Below are 21,238 nucleotides of genomic sequence, written 5' to 3'. Positions count from 1 at the left end.
ACGGGCCATTAATAGAGAGCCGCGCTGTTTGCGGCTGTTTTCCACGGCCGGCCTAGAGTCGGCCGTTTTATGGGGAGTTAAGAGTGAATCCGGTCAAAGTAGGCATCTGTGGGCTGGGTACTGTCGGTGGCGGTACCCTAAACGTACTTCAGCGCAACGCCGAGGAGATTGCCCGCCGTGCCGGGCGTGGAATCGAAGTAGCGCAGATTGCTACCCGTACGCCAAAGCCGCAGTTCCAGACGACCGGTATTGCGATTACCCACGATGTCTTCGCCGTCGCCACCAACCCTGAAATCGATATCGTCATCGAGCTGGTGGGCGGCTACACCGTGGCCCGTGAGCTGGTGCTCAAGGCCATCGAGAACGGCAAGCACGTGGTCACCGCAAACAAGGCGCTGATCGCCGTCCACGGTAACGAGATTTTCGCCAAGGCCCAGGAGAAGGGCGTGATCGTGGCCTTCGAAGCCGCTGTGGCCGGTGGCATTCCGGTGATCAAGGCGATCCGTGAAGGGCTGTCGGCCAACCGCATCAACTGGCTGGCGGGGATCATCAACGGCACCGGTAACTTCATCCTCTCGGAAATGCGCGAGAAGGGCCGCACCTTCGAAGACGTGCTGGCTGAAGCCCAGGCCCTGGGTTACGCCGAAGCCGATCCGACCTTCGACGTTGAAGGCATCGACGCTGCCCACAAGCTGACTATCCTGGCGTCCATCGCCTTTGGTATCCCGCTGCAGTTCGACAAGGCCTACACCGAAGGCATCACCAAGCTGACCACGGCCGACGTGAACTACGCCGAAGCCCTGGGCTACCGCATCAAGCACCTGGGTGTGGCGCGCCGCACCGAGGCCGGCATCGAGCTGCGGGTACACCCGACCCTGATCCCGGCTGACCGCCTGATCGCCAACGTCAACGGCGTGATGAACGCGGTGATGGTCAATGGCGATGCTGCCGGTTCGACTCTGTTCTACGGTGCTGGCGCGGGTATGGAGCCGACCGCTTCGTCGGTGGTGGCCGATCTGGTGGACGTGGTTCGCGCCATGACCAGCGACCCGGAAAACCGCGTGCCGCACCTGGCCTTCCAGCCTGATTCCCTGTCCGATCACCCGATCCTGCCGATCGAGTCCTGCGAGAGCGCCTACTACCTGCGCATCCAGGCCAAGGATCACCCGGGCGTACTGGCTCAGGTGGCGAGCATTCTTTCCGAGCGCGGCATCAACATCGAATCGATCATGCAGAAGGAAGTGGAAGAGCAGGATGGCCTGGTGCCGATGATCCTGCTGACCCACCGTGTTCTGGAGCAGCACATCAACGATGCGATTACCGCGCTGGAGGCCCTGCAGGGCGTCGTCGGCCCAGTGGTCCGTATCCGCGTCGAACATTTGAATTAATGAAGCAGCCGCAAGTGGCAAGCGGCAAGCGCCAAGTCAGAAGCTGATCGGCTTTGACTTGAGGCTTGAAGCTTGCGGCTTGAGGCTCAAACCGAAGGTTTGTCCCCATGCGCTATATCAGTACTCGTGGCCAGGCACCGGCCCTGAATTTCGAAGATGTGCTGCTGGCAGGTCTGGCCAGTGATGGCGGTCTCTATGTGCCAGAGAACCTGCCGCGCTTTACCCAGGAAGAAATCGCTTCCTGGGCCGGCCTGCCGTATCACGAGCTGGCGTTCCGTGTCATGCGCCCGTTCGTCACCGGCAGCATTCCGGATGCCGTATTCAAGAAAATCCTGGAAGAAACCTATGCGTCGTCAGAGCAGGGCGCCTTCTCCCACGGCGCCATTGCCCCGCTGCGTCAGCTCAACGGCAATGAGTGGGTGCTGGAGCTGTTCCACGGCCCGACCCTGGCGTTCAAGGACTTCGCCCTGCAACTGCTGGGTCGCCTGCTGGACTATGTGCTGGAGAAGCGCGGCGAGCGCGTGGTGATCATTGGTGCCACTTCCGGTGACACCGGTTCGGCGGCCATCGAAGGTTGCAAGCGTTGCGACAACGTCGACATCTTCATCCTGCATCCGCACAACCGCGTCTCGGAAGTGCAGCGCCGGCAGATGACCACCATCCTCGGCGAGAACATCCACAACATCGCCATCGACGGCAACTTCGACGACTGCCAGGAAATGGTCAAGGCCAGCTTCGCCGACCAGGGCTTCCTCAAGGGCACCCGTCTGGTGGCAGTGAACTCGATCAACTGGGCGCGGATCATGGCCCAGATCGTCTACTACTTCCACGCGGCCCTGCAGCTGGGTGGTCCGGCGCGCTCCATCGCGTTCTCGGTGCCCACCGGCAACTTCGGCGACATCTTCGCCGGTTACCTGGCACGCAACATGGGCCTGCCCATCAGCCAGCTGATCGTCGCCACCAACCGCAACGACATCCTGCACCGCTTCATGAGCGGTAATCAGTACGTCAAGGAAACCCTGCACGCGACCTTGTCGCCGTCCATGGACATCATGGTTTCGTCGAATTTCGAGCGCCTGCTGTTCGACCTCCACGGTCGCAATGGCGCGGCACTGGCCGGTCTGATGGACAGCTTCAAGCAGGGCGGCGGTTTCAGCGTCGAAGAAGATCGCTGGACCGAGGCGCGCAAGCTGTTCGACTCCCTGGCGGTGAACGACGAGCAGACCTGCGAGACCATCGCCGAAGTCTTCGAGCAGACCGGCGAGGTGCTCGACCCGCATACCGCGATTGGCGTCAAGGCCGCCCGTGAGTGCCGACGCAGCCTGGATACGCCGATGGTGATCCTGGGCACCGCGCACCCGGTCAAGTTCCCGGAAGCGGTGGAGAAGGCCGGTGTCGGCAAGGCTCTGGAGCTGCCGGCGCACCTGTCCGACCTGTTCCAGCGCGAAGAACGCTGCACGGTCCTGGCCAATGACCTGAAAGCGGTGCAGGCTTTTGTCAGCCAGCACGGCAATCGTGGCAAGCCACTCTGATCCCTTGGTCTTGTCGTCCACGAAGCCCGTCTCCTGACGGGCTTTGTTTTTTCATCTACAAGCTTGGCCCGTCAGGGGCAGGGAGGCCCGGATGATGCTTCGTCTAACTTACAGGGTACGGCGTGTCCTGGGCCTGCTCGTGGCGGGCCTGCTGAGCTGGGCCGTACTCTGGGGTGTCGCGCTGGCCGGCACGGCGAAGAACCTGCCTTTCAAACTGGTGCCGGCGTTCGTCGAGCTGGAACCCCTGACCCTGGCGCCCAACGAGCGCCAATGGCTGGCGACGCATCCACGCCTGAGGGTGGGGATTGCCATCGACGACTACCAGCCCATCGACATCACCCGGGACCGCAATCGCTATCAGGGCATCAGCGCCGATTACCTCAGCCTGGTGGGCGAGCGATTGGACGTGACAATGGAAGTCCTGGGGTTTTCCGAGCGTGAGCAGGCGGTTGAAGCGCTGCGCAACGGCACCATCGATGTGCTGACCAGTGCCAATGGCTATGAGCGCGGCCTCTCGGGGCTGCGCTTCACCAGCGACTACATGCCCGACAGGGCCGTGGTGGTGGTGCGCCGCGACGGGTCGAGCCCCAGTGATGATCTGGCCGGCAAGAAACTGGTGCTATTGGACGGCTATGCCAACGCCGAACAGGTTCATGCGGCGTATCCGAACAGTCAGATCATGCTCTCGCCTAACCTCTACAGTGGCCTGGAAGCATTGAACCAGGGGGACGCCGACGCCTTCATCGGCAATGAGATCATCGTCCGAGCCTACAAGGCCTTGCGCCCTTATCTGGCGGTGCATATTCAGGATGAAAGCCGCTTGCCGCCGACCGGCTTCGCCTTTGCCACCCGTGACGACAACGCCCTGTTGGCAGGCATGCTGGAGCAGGCGCTACAGAGCATCGACGAATCCTTGCAGCGGGAAATACAGGCCCGCTGGACCACCGGCCTGGGGGCGAACATCTCCGGCGAGCGTATCGAGCTCAGCGCCGAGGAGCAGGCCTGGATTCTCCAGCATCCCCATGTGATGGTGGCGTCCCAGCAGTACCCGCCCCATGTGTTCAAGGACAAGGAGGGGCGCTGGGCCGGCCTGAACATCGATCTGCTCAACCGCATTTCGCGCATGACCGGCCTGCATTTTGTGCACAAGGAGAGCCTGTCCACAGCGCAGACCCTGGAGTGGCTGGAGAGTGGACAGGCGCAGATGAACTCTACCCTCACGGCCAGTGAGGACCGGCGGTTGTTCCTGAATTTCTCCCATGCCTTTGGTGGTGCTGCCTGGGTCTTTGTCGTGCGCCCCGAGGATCGCCGCCTCAGCAGCCTGGAGCAGATGGCCGGTGAGGTACTGGCGTTGCCGGCGCGGCACACCCTTGAGAGCTACATCCGGCGCTACTATCCCGATATTCGGCTGCGCAGCGTTGCCAGCTATGAGGAGGCTCGGGCTCTGGTCAGCAGTGGTGAAGCCATGGCCACCATTCAGAACGAGGTCCAGGTCCAGGCGCTGGGGTTGGGGCCCGCTGACGATGGGTTGCGGGTGGGGCGCAGCGTTGAAGGTACCTGGTCCGCCGACGAGTTTTCCGTGCGCAAGGATCAGCCCGAGCTGCTGAGTATCCTCAACAAGTCGCTGGAGGCGCTGCCGGTGGCGGAGCTCAGTGCTATCCGTCTCAAATGGCTGGGGGCCACGCCGGTGCCGATGCCGGTCTGGCAGCGGGTGCCGACCTGGGTGTACTGGGCCATTTCCACCGCATTGCTGTTCGGTCTGATTTCCCTGGCCTGGAGCAGTCGGCTCAAGCTGCAGATTCAGCAGCGATTGCAAGCCGAGCAGCGGCTCAACGATCAGTTGGTGTTCATGCGGGCCCTGCTTGACGGCATTCCCAACCCGATCTTTGTCCGTGATCTGCAGGGGCGCCTGATCACCTGCAACAAGAGTTATGAACAGCAGTTGGGGACGAGCCTGGAGCTGATTCAGGGGCGCCAACTGACGGAGCTGGATCTGTTGCCCGCGGCCACCGCTCGCCAGCTGCATGGCGAGATCATGCAGTTGCTGGCGTCCGAGGAGTCGGTGTTTGCCGACCGTCAGGTGGAGACGCGCAACGGATCGATCCACGCCTATCAATGGACGGTCCCGTTCTACAGCGCCGAAGGCCGTCTGCAGGGCTTGCTGGGTGGCTGGATCGATATCACCGAGCGCAAGCGCCTGGAGAACCAGTTGGTGGAGGCACGTCAGTCCGCCGACCAGGCCAATGCCGCGAAGAGCGCTTTTCTCTCCACCATGAGTCATGAGATCCGCACGCCGATGACCGCCATCATTGGCTTGCTGGAGCTGGAGAAAGAGCAGGCCAGGGTGCGTGGCGCGCCATTCTCCGAGGCCCTGCGGGTGGCCTATCAGTCTGCCCAGGAATTGATCAGCCTGATGGGTGACAGCCTTGATCTGGCCAAGATCGAGGCCGGCCATATGCAGTTGGTGCCGCAGGTCACCGCCCTCAAGCCCTTTTTCGACAGTGTCCGGCAGCTCTTCGAGGTGACCGCGCGCAACCAGGGAGTGCACCTGCAACTGGTCTTCAACGAGGAAGCCCGGGGGCGTTACCTCTTTGATCCGTTGCGCCTGCGCCAGGTCCTGCACAACCTGTTGAGCAACGCCTTGAAGTTCACCGCTGAAGGTGAGGTACGGGTGACGGTGGAGCGCCAGCCCGATGAGTCCGGTGTCCCGTGTCTGCGTATCAGCGTCGCGGATACCGGCCCGGGGATCAGCGCCGAGCAGCAGGCGAAGATATTCACGCCCTTTGTCCAGGCGGATGCCATGACCTCTTCGACCTATGGCGGCACCGGGCTGGGGCTGAGCATCTGCCGGCAGTTGATCGAGTTGATGGGCGGGCGCATTCACCTGCTGAGTGAGCCTGGGGCCGGGACCGTTGTTGTCATCGAGCTGTATCTGGAACGGGTCAGCGAGGATCTCGATCCGCAAGTTTCGCCGCCTGCCGAGCGTCCGCCGAGCCGCAGCATCGAAGTGCTGGTGGTGGATGACTTGAGCGCCAATCGCATGGTCCTGAGCCAGCAACTGATGTTTCTCGGGCATCGGGTCGTGGCCTGTGGCGATGCCCGTGAGGCGCTGCAGCGGTGGCGCTCCGGGACCTTTGATGTGCTGATGACCGACTGCAACATGCCGGGCATGAGTGGCTACGCCCTGACCGAGGCCATCCGCCAGATCGAGGCGCAGGAAGGGCGCTTGCCCTGTCCGGTGATCGGTTGCACGGCCAATGCGTTCGAAGACGAGCGAGAGCGTTGCGAGCGTGCGGGGATGGACCAGTTACTGGTCAAGCCGGTGACCCTGGATCAGTTGGCCCAATCTCTGGCCCGATTCCTGCCGTCGCCGTCATTCAACATCCAGACCTTGCGCGGCATGACCCAGGCCGACGAACACGTGTTGCAGCGCATGTTGCAGGAGTTGTTGCGCAACCTTGGCGAAGAGCAGCAGGCGCTGGAAGAGGCCTTGGCGGTGCAGGATTGGGGGCGCCTGGGAGGCACCCTGCACCGGCTCAAGGGTGTGTGTTGCCTGATCGACGCCTTGCCCCTGGCCAAGGCCTGTATCGAGCTGGAGGTACTGGTCAAGGAGCGGCGAGAGCAGGCACTGGGCAGCCAATGGCCGCTGCTGCTTGAGGTCATTGGTATTTTGCGCAGCGATATTCAGACGGCTCTGGACGAATAAGACTTGTCCTATGTGTGATTGGGACTTGTCTGATTACCGTGTCGGCCCGTAGTGGACTGTTCCCACCTGCGCCGTATCGGAGGTTGCCCCCATGCATTCGCTTAAAGTGCTGATTCTCGAAGACAACTCGTTCCAGTTGATGGCCTTGCACCAGATGCTCAACGCCAATGGCGTTTTCAACGTGCTGACCGCCGAGAACCAGGAGTCCGCACGGCGTTCGCTGGACAGCAAGGGACCGGTGGATATCGCCATCTGCGATCTGTACCTGGAGCAGACCGATGGCCTGGAGCTGATCCGCGAACTGGCCCTGCAGCAGCAGGCCAAGGCCTTGATCATTCTCAGCGACGCAGAGCCGGATGTGCTCGAAGGCACGGCCGGCATGGCCCGTGAGCTGGGGTTGAAAGTGCTCGCGTGCCTGCCCAAGCCGGCTTCGGCGGCGGTGATCGGCGACTTGCTCTGTGCCTATCAGCAGCACTCCAGGTCAGACGGCCTCGAATTGAACCAGACATTGCTCCGGGACTTGCTGGGCCTTGAGCCTTTTGTCTTCGAGGCTGTGACTCAGGACGAGGGGCTGGCAGCGGTGCTGGGTTGTGGTGTTGCACATTTTCAGCCGGTCATTCACCAACACGGCGGTCTTCAAGGCGTCGAGGCGCTGGCTCGCTGGCAGCACCCCGAGCGGGGCTTGCTGATGCCTGGCGAATTTCTTCCGCTGATCGAGTTCGCCGGCCTGCAAGAGGTTTTCACCTGGCACATGCTGGAGCAGTCACTCGAGCTGGTGGCCGGAGTGAAACTGGTGCTGGGCTACTGGCTGCCGATTGCCGTGAACATTCCCATCGGCATCCTCGAGCGGCCGTTGTTCCCTCGTCAGTTGGAGGCATTGCTGAGGCGCTTCGAAGTGCCGGCGCGGATGCTGACCCTGGAAGTCATCGATACCACGCAACTGCAGACCGATACCGCCCATGTCGAGGCGCTGCTGCGCCTGCGGATGATCGGCTGCAAGTTGTCCATCGGCGATTTCGGTACCGGTGGAACCAGCCTGCAGCGCTTGCTGGAGCTGCCTTTCACCGAGCTGAAGATCCCTCCGGTGTTTGTCGCAGGCATGGCCGCCGATGAGCGCAAGCGGGCGCTGGTCGGCGGTGCGATGAGCATGGCGCGACGCATGTCCCTGGGGGTGGTGGTGACCGGTATCGAGACCGAGTCCGACTGTGTGGCGGCCAGGGGCTTGGGGGCGGCTCATCTGCAGGGGTGTTTTATCGCCCCGCCGATGGGCGCCGCCGAGATGCGCCAATGGCTGGCCGAGACCCCGGGGCTGGGCTGCAACGGCCTTGATGAGCAGACCACCGGTTTGTGTGCCTAGGACAGTCCGTGTTCCTGGACGTAGATATACAGCGCGGCTTCGCTGGCCAGGCCCAGTTTGCGCATGGCGCTGACTTTCTGCGCGCTGACAGTCTGTTTGCTGCGGTTGAGCTGAGCGGCGATGGTTCCCACCGCATGGCCGGCGGCCAACAGGCGGATCACTTCCAGCTCCCGGGGCGACAACTGATCCTTGGAGACCAGTCGATCCGGCCCCACTTCGCCGGCAAGGCTCAATGCCCGCTTGATGGCCTGGGCCACATAGCGTTTGTGCTGTCGCGCATGGGCAATGGCTGACGGCAGTTCATCGGCCAGGCTGGCCTTGCTCAGCAACCCCGTCACCCCCAGGTCGAGGATCGAACGAAACAGCCCGGCGTGGTTGAGCATGGTCACCACCACGATGGGCAGATCGGGATGATGCCGGCGCAGTTGTTCGATCAGGCGCAGGCCGTCGTTCTGCTGCTCCTCGGGCATCATGAAATCCGTGACCAACACATCGCATTCGGTCTCCTGCATCAGCTGGCTCAGGGCGGAAGGCGAACTGGCCTCGCCGACAATGGCCAGGCTGTCGTCCTGCTCCAGCACGGCGCGCAAGCCGATCAGGAAGATCGGGTGGTCGTCGGCAAGGATGATGCGCAATTTGTTGTTCGACATTGCTTTCAAAGCTTGGGCTCCAATGCAACGGCGGCGTGGTTTGCGCCTGGTCGGCCGTTTTATATCTGTCATGTTACCCGTGCATGCTCGAATGACTCAGGTCGGCAGCAGTAGGCGTGGCGAACTTTCTTCTCTGAGCGATGGTCACTTGAATGTCAGAAAGCTACCGGCATTTTTGTTTTCGAACCTCTAATTCGAGCTATTGAGTGGTGATCTAGATGGAAAGTATCAGTCTTTTGTTGAGTGAGTCGCTGAGTCCCTACCAGGTCACACTGACGCCTTGCGGCGCTTATGGCGAATGTCTGGTGAGCCTGAAGAACGCTGCAGGCGCGATCGTCGTGGAGCGTGAGGTCAATCAGGCCCAGCTCACCGACAAGCGTTTGCTCACCGATGTAGTCGATGGCTTGCACCGTGATGTGCTGATCGCCGAAGGCCGGCTGGAGCCTTGTGTGATCGCCGCGTTGCGCCATGTCGCTGAAGGCAAGGTGTTCGATCAGCGCAGTTGATGCAAATTTTTACGGAACCTTCCCGTCACCCGGTCAGTCAGACTCAGTATCAGCAGGATCAGGCATTGTGCTCCGGTGCTTGTAACCTGCTGGTACGGGTCGTAAAAGACCACGTTTAACCCCGAGTCGTCTCCCCACTTCTCGGGGTTTCTTTTTGCCCGGGATTTGTCAGTGGTCGTGCAGATCGTGGAAATAGGCCTGGGCGTCGGCACGGTACTGGTCACGCATCTCGGGCTCCAGCCAGGTGGCGTACAGCTCAACCAGTCGATCCTCACGCAACTTGAGCAGGGCCTGGTTGATCCGGGCGATGGCTTGTCGCCCTTGGGCGGTCTTGCTGCAGCCGATATGGATCTCCTGATACTTCTGGGTGCCCTGGATCGGATAGAACTCAAGCTCCTGCGGATCTATGCCTTGCTGCATCGCCTGGTAGCGAATCTCTGGCCAGTAGCCCAGCAACAAGCGCAGGCGACCCAGGCGTTGCATCTGCAACAGGCTGCCCAGGGCGTCGTTGCCGTGGTGGGCATTGACCGATTCCGCGGGTGCTTCTTGCAGCAGGTTGTCGACTTGCTGGCCATAGCTGCGCTCGGCGACCACTCCGACTTTTTCCTGGCCGCTGGCGAGCAGGGCGCGCAGATCGACCTTGCCCTGCTGGAGGAAGTGGGCCAGGTGTTCATGGTCGGCGCGGCGGATCACCAAGCCATTGCTCAGGACCCGGAAGCTGGTGATGGAGAAGATCACCCACTGTTCGCGTTCCTTGTTCATGATCAGCGACGGGTCGCAGACGAAGGTCGGCTCGCGCAGCATCTGCATGCCCCGGGCGCGATTGACCCGGACTATCTGTTGTTGGTACTCCGGCAGGCTGGCGATCAGTTGCGGCATCAGCAGGTCGATGACCCCGTGTCCTTTCTGTTCACCCTCGAAAATGCTCAGGGGCGGCAGGTCTCGCAGCAGCCAGAGCAGTGTCTCCTTGGGTTCGCTGGAGGCGTTCGGCAGCCACAGCAGGGCGAGCAGAAACATCACGCAGCGCCGAAAGCGACCGCGTAGCAAGGGGTGTTTTGCGCCGGACAGGGCGCTGATGGAGAACCGGTTTTTCAGCTTAGATCGCCCCAGAGTTGCGCAAGTGTTGAATCTGTTCGCTGCTGTAGCCCAGGCTCGCCAGGACTTCTGTCGAATGCTCACCGAGCTCGGGTCCGACCCAGTCCGCGGAGCCGGGCGTCTCAGAGAGTTTCGGCACGATGCCCGGCATCTTGAAGGCCTTGCCGTCGGGCAGCTTGGCCTGGAGGAACATTTCCCGAGCGAGGAACTGCGGGTCGTGGAACATGTCTTCGGCACTGAAGATCCGGCTCGCCGGGACGTCAGCCTGATTCAGCCGCTGCAGTACCTGGTCCAGGGGCAGGGATGCCACCCAGCGGTCGATCACGCCATAGAGTTCATCGCGGCGGGTATCCCGTCCATCGTTGCTGGCCAGGGCCGGATCGTTGGCCAGATCGTCGCGGCCAATGAGCAGCATGAAGCGCTTGAAGATCGCATCGCCGTTGGCGCCAATCTGCACATGCTTGCCGTCCAGGCTGGTATGGATCGAGGAGGGGGTGATGCCGGGCATGATATTGCCGCTGCGCTCGCGGATAAAACCGAACACATCGAACTCCGGGACCATGCTTTCCATCATGGCGAAGATCGCCTCGTACAGCGCCACGTCCACCACTTGTCCCTGGCCGCCGTTGACCTCGCGATGACGCAGGGCCATCAGCGCGCCGATCACGCCCCAGAGGGCAGCGATGGAGTCGCCAATGGAAATCCCGGTGCGTACCGGCGGACGATCCTCGAAGCCGGTGATGTAGCGCAGGCCGCCCATGGATTCGCCTACCGCACCGAAACCGGGCTGGTCCTTCATCGGTCCGGTCTGGCCGAATCCGGATAGGCGCACCATCACCAGTTTCGGGTTGAGGGCGTGCAACACGTCCCAGCCCAGGCCGAGCTTTTCCAGGACCCCGGGGCGGAAGTTTTCGATCAGGATGTCGGCCTCGGCCAGCAGCTGCTTGAGCACCGCCAGGCCGTCCGGGTGCTTGAGGTTCAGGGTCAGGGATTTTTTGTTGCGGGCCTGGACGAACCACCACAGCGAGGTGCCTTCATAGAGCTTGCGCCACTTGCGCAGCGGATCACCGCCGTCCGGAGACTCGACCTTGATCACCTCGGCACCGAACTCGGCGCAGATGCGCGAGGCGAAGGGGCCGGCGATCAGGGTGCCGAGTTCGATCACTTTCAATCCGGCGAGGGGCTTGCTGAGGCTATTCATGGGGCATCCGCTGGGCAGGAAAATCCGCCTAGCCTAGACCATTGGTTGCCATTAAGGCAGCGCTGGGCGGTGGCCTTCCTTCATTATTTCCAGGTCGATGCCGGGATAATTGTGCTTCTCATTCTCTTGGGTGGCGGGTTTAATGGCGCGGTTCATGAGAAAGGCGGTTGCAAATCGCTCAATGTGGTCTACGTCCCGTCACGGGGCCGGCGGTTTGTTTCGAGCGAATCGATAGAAAACTCTTGTTACAAATACCCCTTTAAAAAATTACATGTGATGAATTGAAAACCTTACATGTGATGCTCTAGTCTGTGCGCCATGGAAAACAAATCCTCAGCCCATTACCAACGTTTATTCCGCCAGCGCCTGCGTGATCAGGGTCTGGTGAAAAAGGAAGTCTGGATACTGCCCGAGAACGCCCAGGCGTTGCTGGCGGTTGAACGCAAACTGCGTCAGCCCTTCGAAGGGCTGGCTCCTGTGGAAAAGGATGGAGAAATGAGCATGCCGCAGATCTGGAATGCCCGATCGTTGTGCCAGGCCCTGGCAGCCACCGAGCTGTTCAATAGCGGCGAAGCCAGCGTTGAGCTGCTCGAGGGTGCCGAACCGAGCTTGCACGTGACCATGCGCGAATACGGTGACCTGCCGTTGTTCGTCGCCTTGTCCGGCGAGCAGATCCTGGTAGAGGGGCTGCTCTGGCCGCAAAGCGAAGTCACCGATGTGCAGGCCTTCAACGAAGAAGTGCTGCTCAGCCGACAGTTGTTCCCGCTGTCGAGCATCGGCCTGGAAACCCGTCTTGGCGGCGAGCGCTTCTACATGATGTTCGGTGCGCTCAGCGCCACCTCGATCCTCTCCAACGTGCTCTACGAGATCGAAACCCTGGCCAGCAACGTGATCAGGGCTACCGAGGCCTATGAAGGCTACTTGAAGGCTCAGGCCTGACCTGGAGGAATGCACATGAACGTATGGAGCAAGTTGCTTACCGCCCTGCGCGGTGGCGCCAATGAAGCGGGCGAAGCCCTGGTGGACAGCCAGGCCCTGAGGATTCTCGATCAGGAAATCCGCGACGCCGACCAGGAACTGCGCAAGTCCAAGGAAGCCCTGGCCGAGATCATGGCCCGGCAGAAACTCGCTGCCGAGCGTGCCAATGGCAGCGCGGCGAAGATCGCCGAGTATGAAAGCTATGCCCTCAAGGCCCTGGAAGCGGGTAATGAACATCTTGCCCAGGAAGTAGCGCAGAAGATCGCCAACCTGGAAAATGACCTGGCGGTCGAGCGTGAGCAGGCCGATGGTTTTGCCGCCAGCGTGGCCCAATTGCGCAAGGCCGTGACCCAGGCCGAAGGCAATATCAAACATTTGAAACAGCAGGTGGATACCGTCAAGGCCACCGAGAGCGTGCAGAAAGCCCAGCAGGCCGTGGCTCAGCGCTACGGTGGTTCCCAGAGCAAGCTGCACACCGCGGTGGAATCTCTGGAGCGGATCAAGCAGAAGCAGGCCGAGCGTGCGGCGAAGATGGAAGCCGCAGCCGAACTGGCCAGCACCAGCAACCCGGACGATGCCCTGGATGCCAAGTTGCGTGAAGCCGGGATCGTTGCCGGCAACACCAGCGCCGACAGCGTGCTGGCGCGCCTCAAGGACCGTAGCAAGTCCTGATTCACCGTTGTTGTAGGGGCGGGGCCGATTGGCCTTGCCCGGCTTTTTCAGGGATAGGAAAGCAATGGAAATCTTCCTGCAGACAGTGTTGTCGTTCCCCACAGTGCTGTTCAGCTTCATGCTCTGCCTGGCAGTGATCTACTGGGCCGTGGTGGCCATGGGCATGCTTGAGGTCGACCTGCTGGACTTCGAGGCCGACTCGCTGCTCGAAGGCGCTCACGCCACTGAAGGTCTGGCCGGGCTGCTGATCAAGTTCAAGCTCAACGGGGTGCCGGTCACCCTGGTGCTGACCCTGCTGATGTTCTTCAGCTGGTTCCTGACCTATTTCGCCGAACTCTATGTTCTCAGCCACCTGCCCCTGGGTTGGCTGCGTTATCCCCTGGGCTTGTTGCTGGCAGTGGTTGCACTGTTCCTGGCGGCGCCCATCAGCGCGGCAATCTGCAGCCCGCTGCGTCCGCTGTTTCACAAGATGGAAGCCACCAGCAGCCAGTCGGTGCTGGGGCAGACGGCTGTGGTGCGTAGCGGCAGAGTCACCCTGGAACACGGCGAAGCCGTGCTCGAGAACGGCGGCGCGGGCCTGATCCTGCGTGTGCGTGCCGATGAGGCGCGAGCTTTCAAACGCGGCGATCGCGTCGTGTTACTGGAGTATCTGGAGGCGCAACACGCCTATCGGGTCATTACCGAGGACGAGTTTCGCGGCCTCTGAGCCCGGACTTCCTCAGAATCAAAGGAGATTGATTGCATGAATTTACCGTCGCTGCTGCCCATCCTGCTCGGGATCGGCCTCGTCGTTCTGGTGGTCTTCGGCCTGCTGGCCCTGTTCAAGGCCTTCTACATCAAGGTCCCCCAAGGCACGGCGCTGATCGTCAACGACATGTCCTCGACCCCCAAGGTGCACTTCACTGGCGCCCTGGTGTACCCGGTCATCCACCTCAAGGAGTTCATGCGCATCTCGCTGATCACCCTGGAAGTCGACCGTCGGGCCAAGGATGGTCTGATCTGCCGCGACAACATGCGCGCCGACATCACCGTGGCCTTCTACCTGCGGGTCAATGAAACCCAGGAAGACGTGCTCAAGGTGGCCAAGGCCATCGGTGTCGACCGTGCCTCCGACCGCGCTGCGGTCAACGAGCTGTTCAACGCCAAGTTCTCCGAAGCGCTGAAGACCGTGGGCAAGCAGTTCGACTTCGTCCAGCTGTTCGAGAACCGCCAGGACTTCCGCGACCGCATCATCGAGATCATCGGCAACGACCTCAACGGCTATGTGCTGGAAGACGTAGCCATCGACTACCTGGAGCAGACCGCCAAGCACTCTCTGGACCCGAGCAACATTCTCGACGCTGAAGGTATCCGCAAGATCACCGAGTTGACTGCGGCGCAGAACGTAATCACCAACGAACTGGAGCGCAACCAGGAGCTGGCGATCCAGAAGAAGAACGTCGAGACCCGCGAAGCCTCGCTGTCCCTCGAACGCCAGCAGGCCGACGCCGAAGCCCGGCAGAAGCGCGAGATCGAAACCATCCGCGCCCGCGAGGAAGCCGAGACCGCCAAGGTCAAGGAAGAGGAACGCCTGAAGGCCGAGCAAGCACGTATTCAGTCCCAGCAGGAAATCGACGTTCGCACCGAGAACCATCATCGCGAAGTCGAAGTGGCCCAGCAGAACCGTCAGCGTGCGGTGGTCATCGAAGTTGAGAAAGTCACCCGCGCCAAGGACCTGGAAGTGGTGGCCCGCGAGCGTGAAGTGGAACTGCAACGCATCGAGAAAGAAAAGGCTCTGGAAGAGCAGCGCAAGAACATCGCCACAGTGATCCGTGAGCGGGTAGCGGTCGAGAAGACCGTGGCCCAGGAAGAAGAGCGGATCAAGGAAGTGCGCGAAGTGTCCGAAGCCGAGCGCGCCAAGCAAGTGGTGGTGATCCAGGCTCAGGCCGAAGCCGAGCAGGATCTGGTGCGCCAGGTCAAGCAGGCTGAAGCCGACGAGACCCGCTCCAAGCACAAGGCTGTGGAAATCAACAACCTGGCCCAAGCCGAACTGGAAGCGGCGGCCAAACAGGCCGAAGCCAAAAAGCGCCTGGCCGAAGGCCTGGAAGCCGAGCGCGCTGCGCCTGGCCTGGCGGATGCCCGCGTGCTGGAAATCACCGCAGCAGCCCAGGAAAAAGAAGGCCTGGCTCAAGCCCGCGTACGCACCGAGCAGTTGATTGCCGAAGCCCGTGGCGAGCAGGAAAAAGGCCTGGCCGATGCCCGCATCATGGAAGCCCAGGCGGCTGCCAAAGAGAAGGACGGCCTGGCAGAAGCCAAGGTCATGGAAGAGAAGCTCGGGGCTCAGGCCCGTGGCGAAGAGCAACTGGGCGCGGCCAAGGCCAAGGCCACCAAGGACCTGGGTTCGGCTGAAGCCGAAGTGCTGCTGCAGCGTCTGAACGCCGAAGCCGAAGGCCTGGGCAAGAAGTTCGGTGCCCTGGACTCCCTCAGCGACAGCGCACGTCAGCACGAAGAGTTCCGCATGCAATTGGAGAAGAACTTCGAGGAAGCGATGGCCGCCATCGCCGCCAACAAGGAAATCGCCAAGGACCAGGCCGAAGTGCTGTCCGCCGCCCTCAGCAAGGCCAAGATCGAGATCGTTGGTGGCGAAGGCGACTTCTTCAACTCCTTCGCCAAGTCGCTGTCGGTGGGCAAGGCCATCGAGGGCGTGGTGGGCAAGAGCCCGGTGGTCCAGGACGTCCTGGCACGCCTGCTCAATGGCAAGGGCGCTCCGGCCGTAGCCGCTGAGCTGGCCGCCGCTGCCGTTACGCGCAAGGCCGACGCTCCGTCTGCCGAAGCCTGAAATGCCTGACCACAGCTGATTCGCCAGCCCTCACCTGATCCTGTAGCTACCGTTTTTATCGACGGCTGCAGGGCGGGTGTCAGGCTGCGGGTTTCAGCTTGCTGGTTTCAGGTGCTGGGCTCCAGGTTTGAGGAGCCCGCTTTTTTGCACACCGCCGTAGATCCAGGAAGGCCACGATGTCGGACGCTCAAGTCGCAACTCCCCCACAGGACGTATTGGACAAGGCAGTCGCCGAAGGCGGCGCCTATGAGGTGCTGCAAAAGCGCCTGCTGGACCAGGGCCAGCGCCTGCGGGCCACCACTGACGACCTCAACCAGAGGCGTCTCGACGAGTTCGGCAACAGCCGCATGGAAGTGGTCGGGCGGGTGCGCATCCGTACCGAGAACAACTGCATCGCCCGGGACATCGTCCAGGTCGGCGACTGCCTGTTGTTTGGCTACAACGTCTTTATCGGCCTGAAGAAGGAAACCAGCGTCGCCGACGTGTTTTCCCTCTACCGCCTGGTGGAAGAGGGCGAAGGCTACGAAGCCGAGCCCGTGCCCCTGGAAGGCAGTTTCCTGGCGGCCCAGGGCTTCCTCAACGATTTCAACGAGCTCTACACCTATTACAAGAACACCCGCTTGCTGCAACTGGCGATCCGTGACGGCAAGTTGCTGGCGAGTTTCCAGATCGGCGAGCGCGTCACCGATGTGCGGGTGTTCCGTTGGTCGATCTCGGTGGACGGACGGGACGTCCGTTACATCGACAATCGCGGCGAGCGAGATATCGCCCTGCCGGCGCCCTTCGACTTCGAATGGAAGAAGGCCACCCGCGAGATGGTGGTCGAAGGCCGCTTCCCGCACCTGAACATCCTCGACACGGTGTTCGTCGAAACCATCGGCGGCGACCTGACCATCAAGGTCGAGAACAACACCGAGTCGGGTCTGGGCATCTACCGTGAAGAGGTGCTGGACAAGACCCAGTCCCTGGACGACTCGCAGATCGAATTCGCCCGCCTGGGCAGCCTGATCCTGCTCAAGGTTTTGCCGTACCGCGAAGAGCAGTGGCGCTATCTGGTGTTCAACAGCCTGACTCGCCAGGTGGAGCGCATCGACGCCATCGGCCTGGCCTGCGTGCAGCTGCCGGAAGACCACGGGATCATCTTCCCCGGCGGCTATTACCTGCAGAGCGGCGAGTACAAGACCTTCGAACAGTCCATGGAAGGCATGCGCTTCAAGCGCTCGGTGCGCTCGCCCAACGGTGAAGATGTGCAGTACATCTTCTACCACCCGGAGCAGGGCCGCTCGGTGCTGCTGACCTACAACATGATCAACCGCCAGTTGCAGAACCCGCTGTTCGGCCACGGCTACGCGCGCCTGGAAGACGGGCGCATGGTGATCTTCGCTGCCGAAGGCGACGAGCCGACCCGGGTGCATCCGATGCAGGTCTGGCAGACGCCGTTCTTCACCGAGGAATACGCCGCGCGGCAACCGACCCGCAGCGGTTTTCTCGGACGCATCGGCAATGCCGAACTGGTGCGCAGCGTGTCCGATCTCTACGACCTGTGCCGCGAGATCGATACCCCGGCGGTGTCGGTGCAGCGCTATTCGCTGCTGTGTCAGAACACCCGGCGCCTGTTCGACGTGTACCACTGGCTGGGCAGCGCCGAGCTCGACGGCCTGGCGCCGCTGCTGCGGGAAGTGGCCTCCACCTCGGAGCTGGTGCTCGACGAATACGAGAAAGTCGAAAGCATCCGTCGCCAGTCGGACCAGGCCATGGTGGCCGCCGAGGCCAAGCAGAAAGCCCTGCTGGACAGCCTGCTGGTGGACAGCTGGGATCAGGTGCAAAGCTTCGTCGATGCTCTGAACGGCATTACCGCCCAGCGCGGGCTGCTGCTGACCATTCGCGACTACCGCTACATCGACGTGGCGCGCATCGATGCCATGGAAGCCGACCTGCTCAAGGCCCAGGAGCGCACCGCCGCCGGCACTGCGACCTTCCTCGCCAGCGATCAGGCCTTGCAGCCTTTTGTGACCCAGCTCGAAGCCCTGGACGCCCAGGCGCAGAAAGCCGAAACCGTGGCCCAGCTCAGCGAGCCCTTGGGCGCCCTGCAAGCCATGGCCGGCGACCTGGACATGTTGTCGAGCCTGATGGCCTCGCTACAGATCGACGACGCCACCCAGCGCACCCGGATCATTGAATCCATCTCGCAGATCTACGCCCGCCTGAACCAGGCCAAGGCCCGTGCCGAACAGCGGCGCAAGGGGCTGGGTTCGACCGAGACCGTGGCGCAGTTCGGGGCCCAGTTCAAACTCTTCAGCCAGGGCATCACCAATGCCTTGGCCCAGGCCCAGGACCCCGAACGTTGCGACGAGCAGCTGTCGCGGTTGCTGGTGCAGCTGGAGGAGCTGGAAAGCCGCTTCGGCGATCACGAACAGTTCCTCGGCGACATCCTCGGCAAGCGCGAGGAGTTGCTGGAAACCTTCGAGGCCCACAAGCAATCCCTGCTCGACGAGCGTCAGCGCAAGGCCCAGGGCCTGCTGGACGCGGCGCGGCGGATTCTCGACAGCCTCGGCCGGCGCACCGCCAAGTTCACCCAGGCCGAGGAGCTCAATGCGTTCTTCGCCGCCGACCCGCTGATCCTCAAGCTGCGGGAACTGGCCGAGCGCCTGCGCGAGCTCAAGGACAGCGTCAAGGCCGACGATGTCGAGTCGCGCCTCAAGGGCGCCCGGGATCAGGCCGTGCGTGCCTTGCGCGACAAGACCGAGCTGTTCGAAGAGGGCGGCAACGTCATCAAGCTGGGGCCGCGCCACCGTTTCAGCGTCAACACCCAGGAGCTGGACCTGACCCTGATGCCCCGGGGCGACGAACTGCACCTGCACCTCACCGGCACGGACTTCCTCGAACCTCTGCGCGACCCCGAGCTGGAGGCCCTGCGCGACTTCTGGCAGGTGGCCCTGGAGTCGGAATCGGCCCAGTTGTACCGTGCCGAATACCTCGCCGGGCAAGTGCTGGACGCTGCCGATCGAGGCGTGGAAGGCCTGAGCCTGGAAAGCCTGAAACCCTTGCTGGCGCACCCTGAAGAACTGGCGCGGGTGATCCGCGACTTTGCCGCGCCGCGCTACAAGGAAGGCTACGAGAAGGGCATCCACGACCACGACGCCGCAGCGATCCTCCTGCAACTGCTGCCCCTGCGCGACAGTGCCGGCCTGTTGCGTTTCGGCGCCACGGCCCGTGCCTTTGCCAGCCTCTACTGGGATCGCCAGCAGGAACAGCCGCAACCCCGGCAATGGGTGGAACGTGCCCGTACCAGCCGGCATATCCAGCAACTGTTCGGGCGTCGCGAAGGCTTGCAGCAGTTGCAGGAGGAAATCCTCGTGGCACTGGGTGACTGGCATCAGCAGCACGCCTTCACCCTGGCCGTGGAGCTGCTGCCCGAGGCTGCCGAGTACCTGGTCCAGGAGCTGGCCGCCGAACGCATTGAATTCACCTTCAGCAAATACGCCAAGCAGCTGCAGGAAGCCCTGACCCTGCGCCTGCAGGGCGCGCGGATGTGGGACGACTACCAGCAGGCCCTGGCGCGGCTGGTGGAGCGCCCCGCTGCGCAGTGGGCACTGACCGAGAACTGGCTCTCGGCCCTGTGCGCCGAGGGCGAGTTCGCCGAGTGGGCCGACTACGTGCCTGAGGCGGTGGCCCTGTCGCTGCTGCGGGAAGACTTTGCCAAGCGCATCACCGAAGTCGATCTGCGGTTCAAGGTCGACAACCTGATGGGCGAACACCCGCGCATCCAGGAGCGCAGCCTGTCCCTCACCGTGGACGGCTTCTTCGCTCGCCTACGGGCCCACCGCGAACAATTCCTGCCTGGCCTGCAGCGTTACCAGAGTTTGCGCCAGGGCATCATCGGCCGTGAACGCTCGGCCCTGCGCCTGAGCGAATTCAAGCCGCGGCCGCTGAGCTCCTTCGTGCGCAACAAGCTGATCAACGATGTGTACCTGGGCTTTATCGGCGACAACCTGGCCAAGCAGATGGGCACTGTGGGCGAGAACAAGCGCACCGACCTGATGGGCCTGTTGATGCTGATTTCGCCACCGGGCTACGGCAAGACCACCTTGATGGAATACGTGGCGCACCGCCTGGGGCTGATCTTCATGAAGATTAACGGCCCGGCCCTGGGGCACCAGGTACGTTCCCTGGACCCGGCCCAGGCACCGGACGCCACTTCGCGCCAGGAACTGGAGAAACTCAACCTGGCCCTGGAGATGGGCAATAACGTGATGCTCTATGTCGACGACATCCAGCACACTCACCCGGAATTCCTGCAGAAATTCATCTCGCTGTGCGACGGCACCCGGCGCATCGAAGGCGTGTGGAAAGGCCGCACCAAGACCTACGACATGCGCGGCAAAAAGTTCTGCGTGGTGATGTCGGGCAACCCGTACACCGAGTCCGGCGAGGTGTTCAAGATCCCCGACATGCTGGCCAACCGGGCCGACATCTATAACCTCGGCGACACCCTGGGTGGCATGCAAGAGGCCTTCTCCCTGAGCTACATCGAGAACGGCCTGACCTCCAACCCGGTCCTGGCGCCATTGGCCACCCGCGACATGGCGGACGTCTACCGCTTCGTCGCCAAGGCCGAGGGCAAGGCCTTCTCCAGCAACGAACTGAGCCACAGCTACAGCGGTGCCGAGATCAACGAGATCACCACCACCCTGCAACGCCTGATGCAGGTGCGCGACGTGGTGCTGCGGGTCAACCAGCAGTACATCGCCAGCGCCGCCCAGGCCGACCAGTACCGCAGCGAGCCGCCGTTCAAGCTGCAAGGCAGCTACCGCAACATGAACAAGATGGCGGAGAAGATCTCGGCGGTGATGAACGACGCCGAGCTCCTGCAACTGCTGGCCGACCACTACCAGGGCGAATCCCAGTTGCTGACCACCGGCGCCGAGGAAAACCTGCTCAAGCTCGCCGAGCTGCGCGGTAACCAGACCCCGGAGCAGAGCGAGCGCTGGACCCAGATCAAGCGCGACTTCGTGCGCAACCGCTCCATGGGCGGCAGCGACAGCGATGTCGGTACCCGCGTGGTGGCCCAGCTCAACGATCTGGTGGAAGGCGTACGCGGCCTGGCCCGACCCGCGCAGCAGCACGAACTGCGCGACGTGCTGGAAAACCTCTCCGAGCACCTGGAGAACAGCTTCCTGCCGCTGATCAAGGTCATGCACAAGAAGATCGACGTCGACCTGCACAGCCACCAGCGCATCGGCGACATCGCCACGCGTGTGGATGAGTTGAGCCGCATGCTTAGCAACGGTGATGTGCCCACCCTCAAGGACCCCCAACCGTAGGAGCCGGCTTG

Annotated in this window: 13 protein-coding genes; 10 read left to right on the top strand and 3 right to left on the bottom strand. The window is 62.3% G+C overall.

Features of this window, described 5'->3' with window-relative positions; translation table 11 throughout:
- The first annotated feature begins 83 nt into the window (after nucleotides 1-83).
- The 4 genes from FW796_RS03185 to FW796_RS03170 all read left to right on the top strand — a co-directional run bounded on the left by FW796_RS03185 (nucleotide 84) and on the right by FW796_RS03170 (nucleotide 7,983).
- The gene (locus FW796_RS03185) at nucleotides 84-1,388 is read left to right on the top strand and encodes a homoserine dehydrogenase (protein ID WP_346633488.1); all 1,305 of its coding nucleotides are present in this window, start codon (nucleotides 84-86) and stop codon (nucleotides 1,386-1,388) included.
- Between the two features lie 107 nt (nucleotides 1,389-1,495).
- Complete coding sequence (thrC, locus tag FW796_RS03180) at nucleotides 1,496-2,920, top strand: threonine synthase (RefSeq protein WP_446439007.1); 1,425 nt, start codon at nucleotides 1,496-1,498, stop codon at nucleotides 2,918-2,920.
- Between the two features lie 91 nt (nucleotides 2,921-3,011).
- Entirely contained in the window at nucleotides 3,012-6,626 is a 3,615-nt protein-coding gene (locus tag FW796_RS03175; protein ID WP_446439006.1) for an ATP-binding protein, read from the top strand.
- 91 nt (nucleotides 6,627-6,717) lie between these two features.
- A complete protein-coding gene (locus FW796_RS03170) occupies nucleotides 6,718-7,983 on the top strand; it encodes an EAL domain-containing response regulator (RefSeq protein WP_446439005.1) in 1,266 nt (421 codons plus the stop codon).
- On the opposite strand, the gene FW796_RS03165 is transcribed toward FW796_RS03170, so the two are convergent.
- Nucleotides 7,980-8,633 carry a response regulator transcription factor gene (locus tag FW796_RS03165; RefSeq protein WP_346633485.1) on the bottom strand — a complete coding sequence of 218 codons (654 nt, stop codon included), beginning with the start codon at nucleotides 8,631-8,633 and terminating at the stop codon, nucleotides 7,980-7,982. The two genes, FW796_RS03170 and FW796_RS03165, sit on opposite strands and share 4 nt — an antisense overlap.
- Before the next feature lie 218 nt (nucleotides 8,634-8,851).
- Here FW796_RS03165 and FW796_RS03160 point away from each other — a divergent pair, with 218 nt between their 5' ends.
- Nucleotides 8,852-9,139, top strand: a complete 288-nt coding sequence (locus FW796_RS03160) for a DUF3509 domain-containing protein (RefSeq protein WP_346633484.1) — start codon at nucleotides 8,852-8,854, stop codon at nucleotides 9,137-9,139.
- Nucleotides 9,140-9,307: 168 nt separating this feature from the next.
- On the opposite strand, the gene FW796_RS03155 is transcribed toward FW796_RS03160, so the two are convergent.
- Together FW796_RS03155 and FW796_RS03150 are read right to left on the bottom strand one after the other, a co-directional pair.
- Complete coding sequence (locus FW796_RS03155; RefSeq protein WP_446439004.1) at nucleotides 9,308-10,156, bottom strand: TIGR02285 family protein; 849 nt, start codon at nucleotides 10,154-10,156, stop codon at nucleotides 9,308-9,310.
- 79 nt (nucleotides 10,157-10,235) lie between these two features.
- On the bottom strand, nucleotides 10,236-11,435 hold the full coding sequence (locus FW796_RS03150; protein WP_346633482.1) for a CaiB/BaiF CoA transferase family protein: 1,200 nt from the start codon (nucleotides 11,433-11,435) through the stop codon (nucleotides 10,236-10,238).
- Between the two features lie 318 nt (nucleotides 11,436-11,753).
- Here FW796_RS03150 and bacA point away from each other — a divergent pair, with 318 nt between their 5' ends.
- The 5 genes from bacA (at nucleotide 11,754) to FW796_RS03125 (ending at nucleotide 21,227) form a co-directional block, all read left to right on the top strand.
- Complete coding sequence (gene bacA, locus FW796_RS03145) at nucleotides 11,754-12,374, top strand: biofilm formation regulator BacA (protein ID WP_346633481.1); 621 nt, start codon at nucleotides 11,754-11,756, stop codon at nucleotides 12,372-12,374.
- A 15-nt stretch (nucleotides 12,375-12,389) separates the two neighbouring features.
- The gene (locus tag FW796_RS03140) at nucleotides 12,390-13,085 is read left to right on the top strand and encodes a PspA/IM30 family protein (protein WP_194237948.1); all 696 of its coding nucleotides are present in this window, start codon (nucleotides 12,390-12,392) and stop codon (nucleotides 13,083-13,085) included.
- A gap of 64 nt (nucleotides 13,086-13,149) precedes the next feature.
- Nucleotides 13,150-13,791, top strand: coding sequence for an OB-fold-containig protein (locus FW796_RS03135; RefSeq protein WP_194237949.1), 642 nt, complete (start codon nucleotides 13,150-13,152; stop codon nucleotides 13,789-13,791).
- Between the two features lie 36 nt (nucleotides 13,792-13,827).
- Entirely contained in the window at nucleotides 13,828-15,903 is a 2,076-nt protein-coding gene (locus FW796_RS03130) for a flotillin family protein (RefSeq protein ID WP_346633480.1), read from the top strand.
- A 176-nt stretch (nucleotides 15,904-16,079) separates the two neighbouring features.
- Nucleotides 16,080-21,227, top strand: coding sequence for a DNA repair ATPase (locus FW796_RS03125; RefSeq protein WP_346633479.1), 5,148 nt, complete (start codon nucleotides 16,080-16,082; stop codon nucleotides 21,225-21,227).
- Nucleotides 21,228-21,238: the final 11 nt, after the last annotated feature.

This window comes from Pseudomonas sp. 910_21, assembly GCF_052850735.1.
Note: the sequence above shows the minus strand (reverse complement) of the source record. Positions and strands in the feature narration are given on the sequence as shown.

Excerpts from the sequence above, each read along its gene's own strand:
- FW796_RS03125 (WP_346633479.1), top strand. The coding sequence starts at position 16,080 with ATGTCGGACGCTCAAGTCGCAACTCCCCCACAGGACGTATTGGACAAG.
- thrC (WP_446439007.1), top strand. The coding sequence starts at position 1,496 with ATGCGCTATATCAGTACTCGTGGCCAGGCACCGGCCCTGAATTTCGAA.
- FW796_RS03160 (WP_346633484.1), top strand. The coding sequence starts at position 8,852 with ATGGAAAGTATCAGTCTTTTGTTGAGTGAGTCGCTGAGTCCCTACCAG.
- bacA (WP_346633481.1), top strand. The coding sequence starts at position 11,754 with ATGGAAAACAAATCCTCAGCCCATTACCAACGTTTATTCCGCCAGCGC.
- FW796_RS03155 (WP_446439004.1), bottom strand. The coding sequence starts at position 10,156 with ATGTTTCTGCTCGCCCTGCTGTGGCTGCCGAACGCCTCCAGCGAACCC.
- FW796_RS03165 (WP_346633485.1), bottom strand. The coding sequence starts at position 8,633 with ATGTCGAACAACAAATTGCGCATCATCCTTGCCGACGACCACCCGATC.
- FW796_RS03150 (WP_346633482.1), bottom strand. The coding sequence starts at position 11,435 with ATGAATAGCCTCAGCAAGCCCCTCGCCGGATTGAAAGTGATCGAACTC.
- FW796_RS03170 (WP_446439005.1), top strand. The coding sequence starts at position 6,718 with ATGCATTCGCTTAAAGTGCTGATTCTCGAAGACAACTCGTTCCAGTTG.
- FW796_RS03130 (WP_346633480.1), top strand. The coding sequence starts at position 13,828 with ATGAATTTACCGTCGCTGCTGCCCATCCTGCTCGGGATCGGCCTCGTC.
- FW796_RS03140 (WP_194237948.1), top strand. The coding sequence starts at position 12,390 with ATGAACGTATGGAGCAAGTTGCTTACCGCCCTGCGCGGTGGCGCCAAT.
- FW796_RS03135 (WP_194237949.1), top strand. The coding sequence starts at position 13,150 with ATGGAAATCTTCCTGCAGACAGTGTTGTCGTTCCCCACAGTGCTGTTC.
- FW796_RS03175 (WP_446439006.1), top strand. The coding sequence starts at position 3,012 with ATGATGCTTCGTCTAACTTACAGGGTACGGCGTGTCCTGGGCCTGCTC.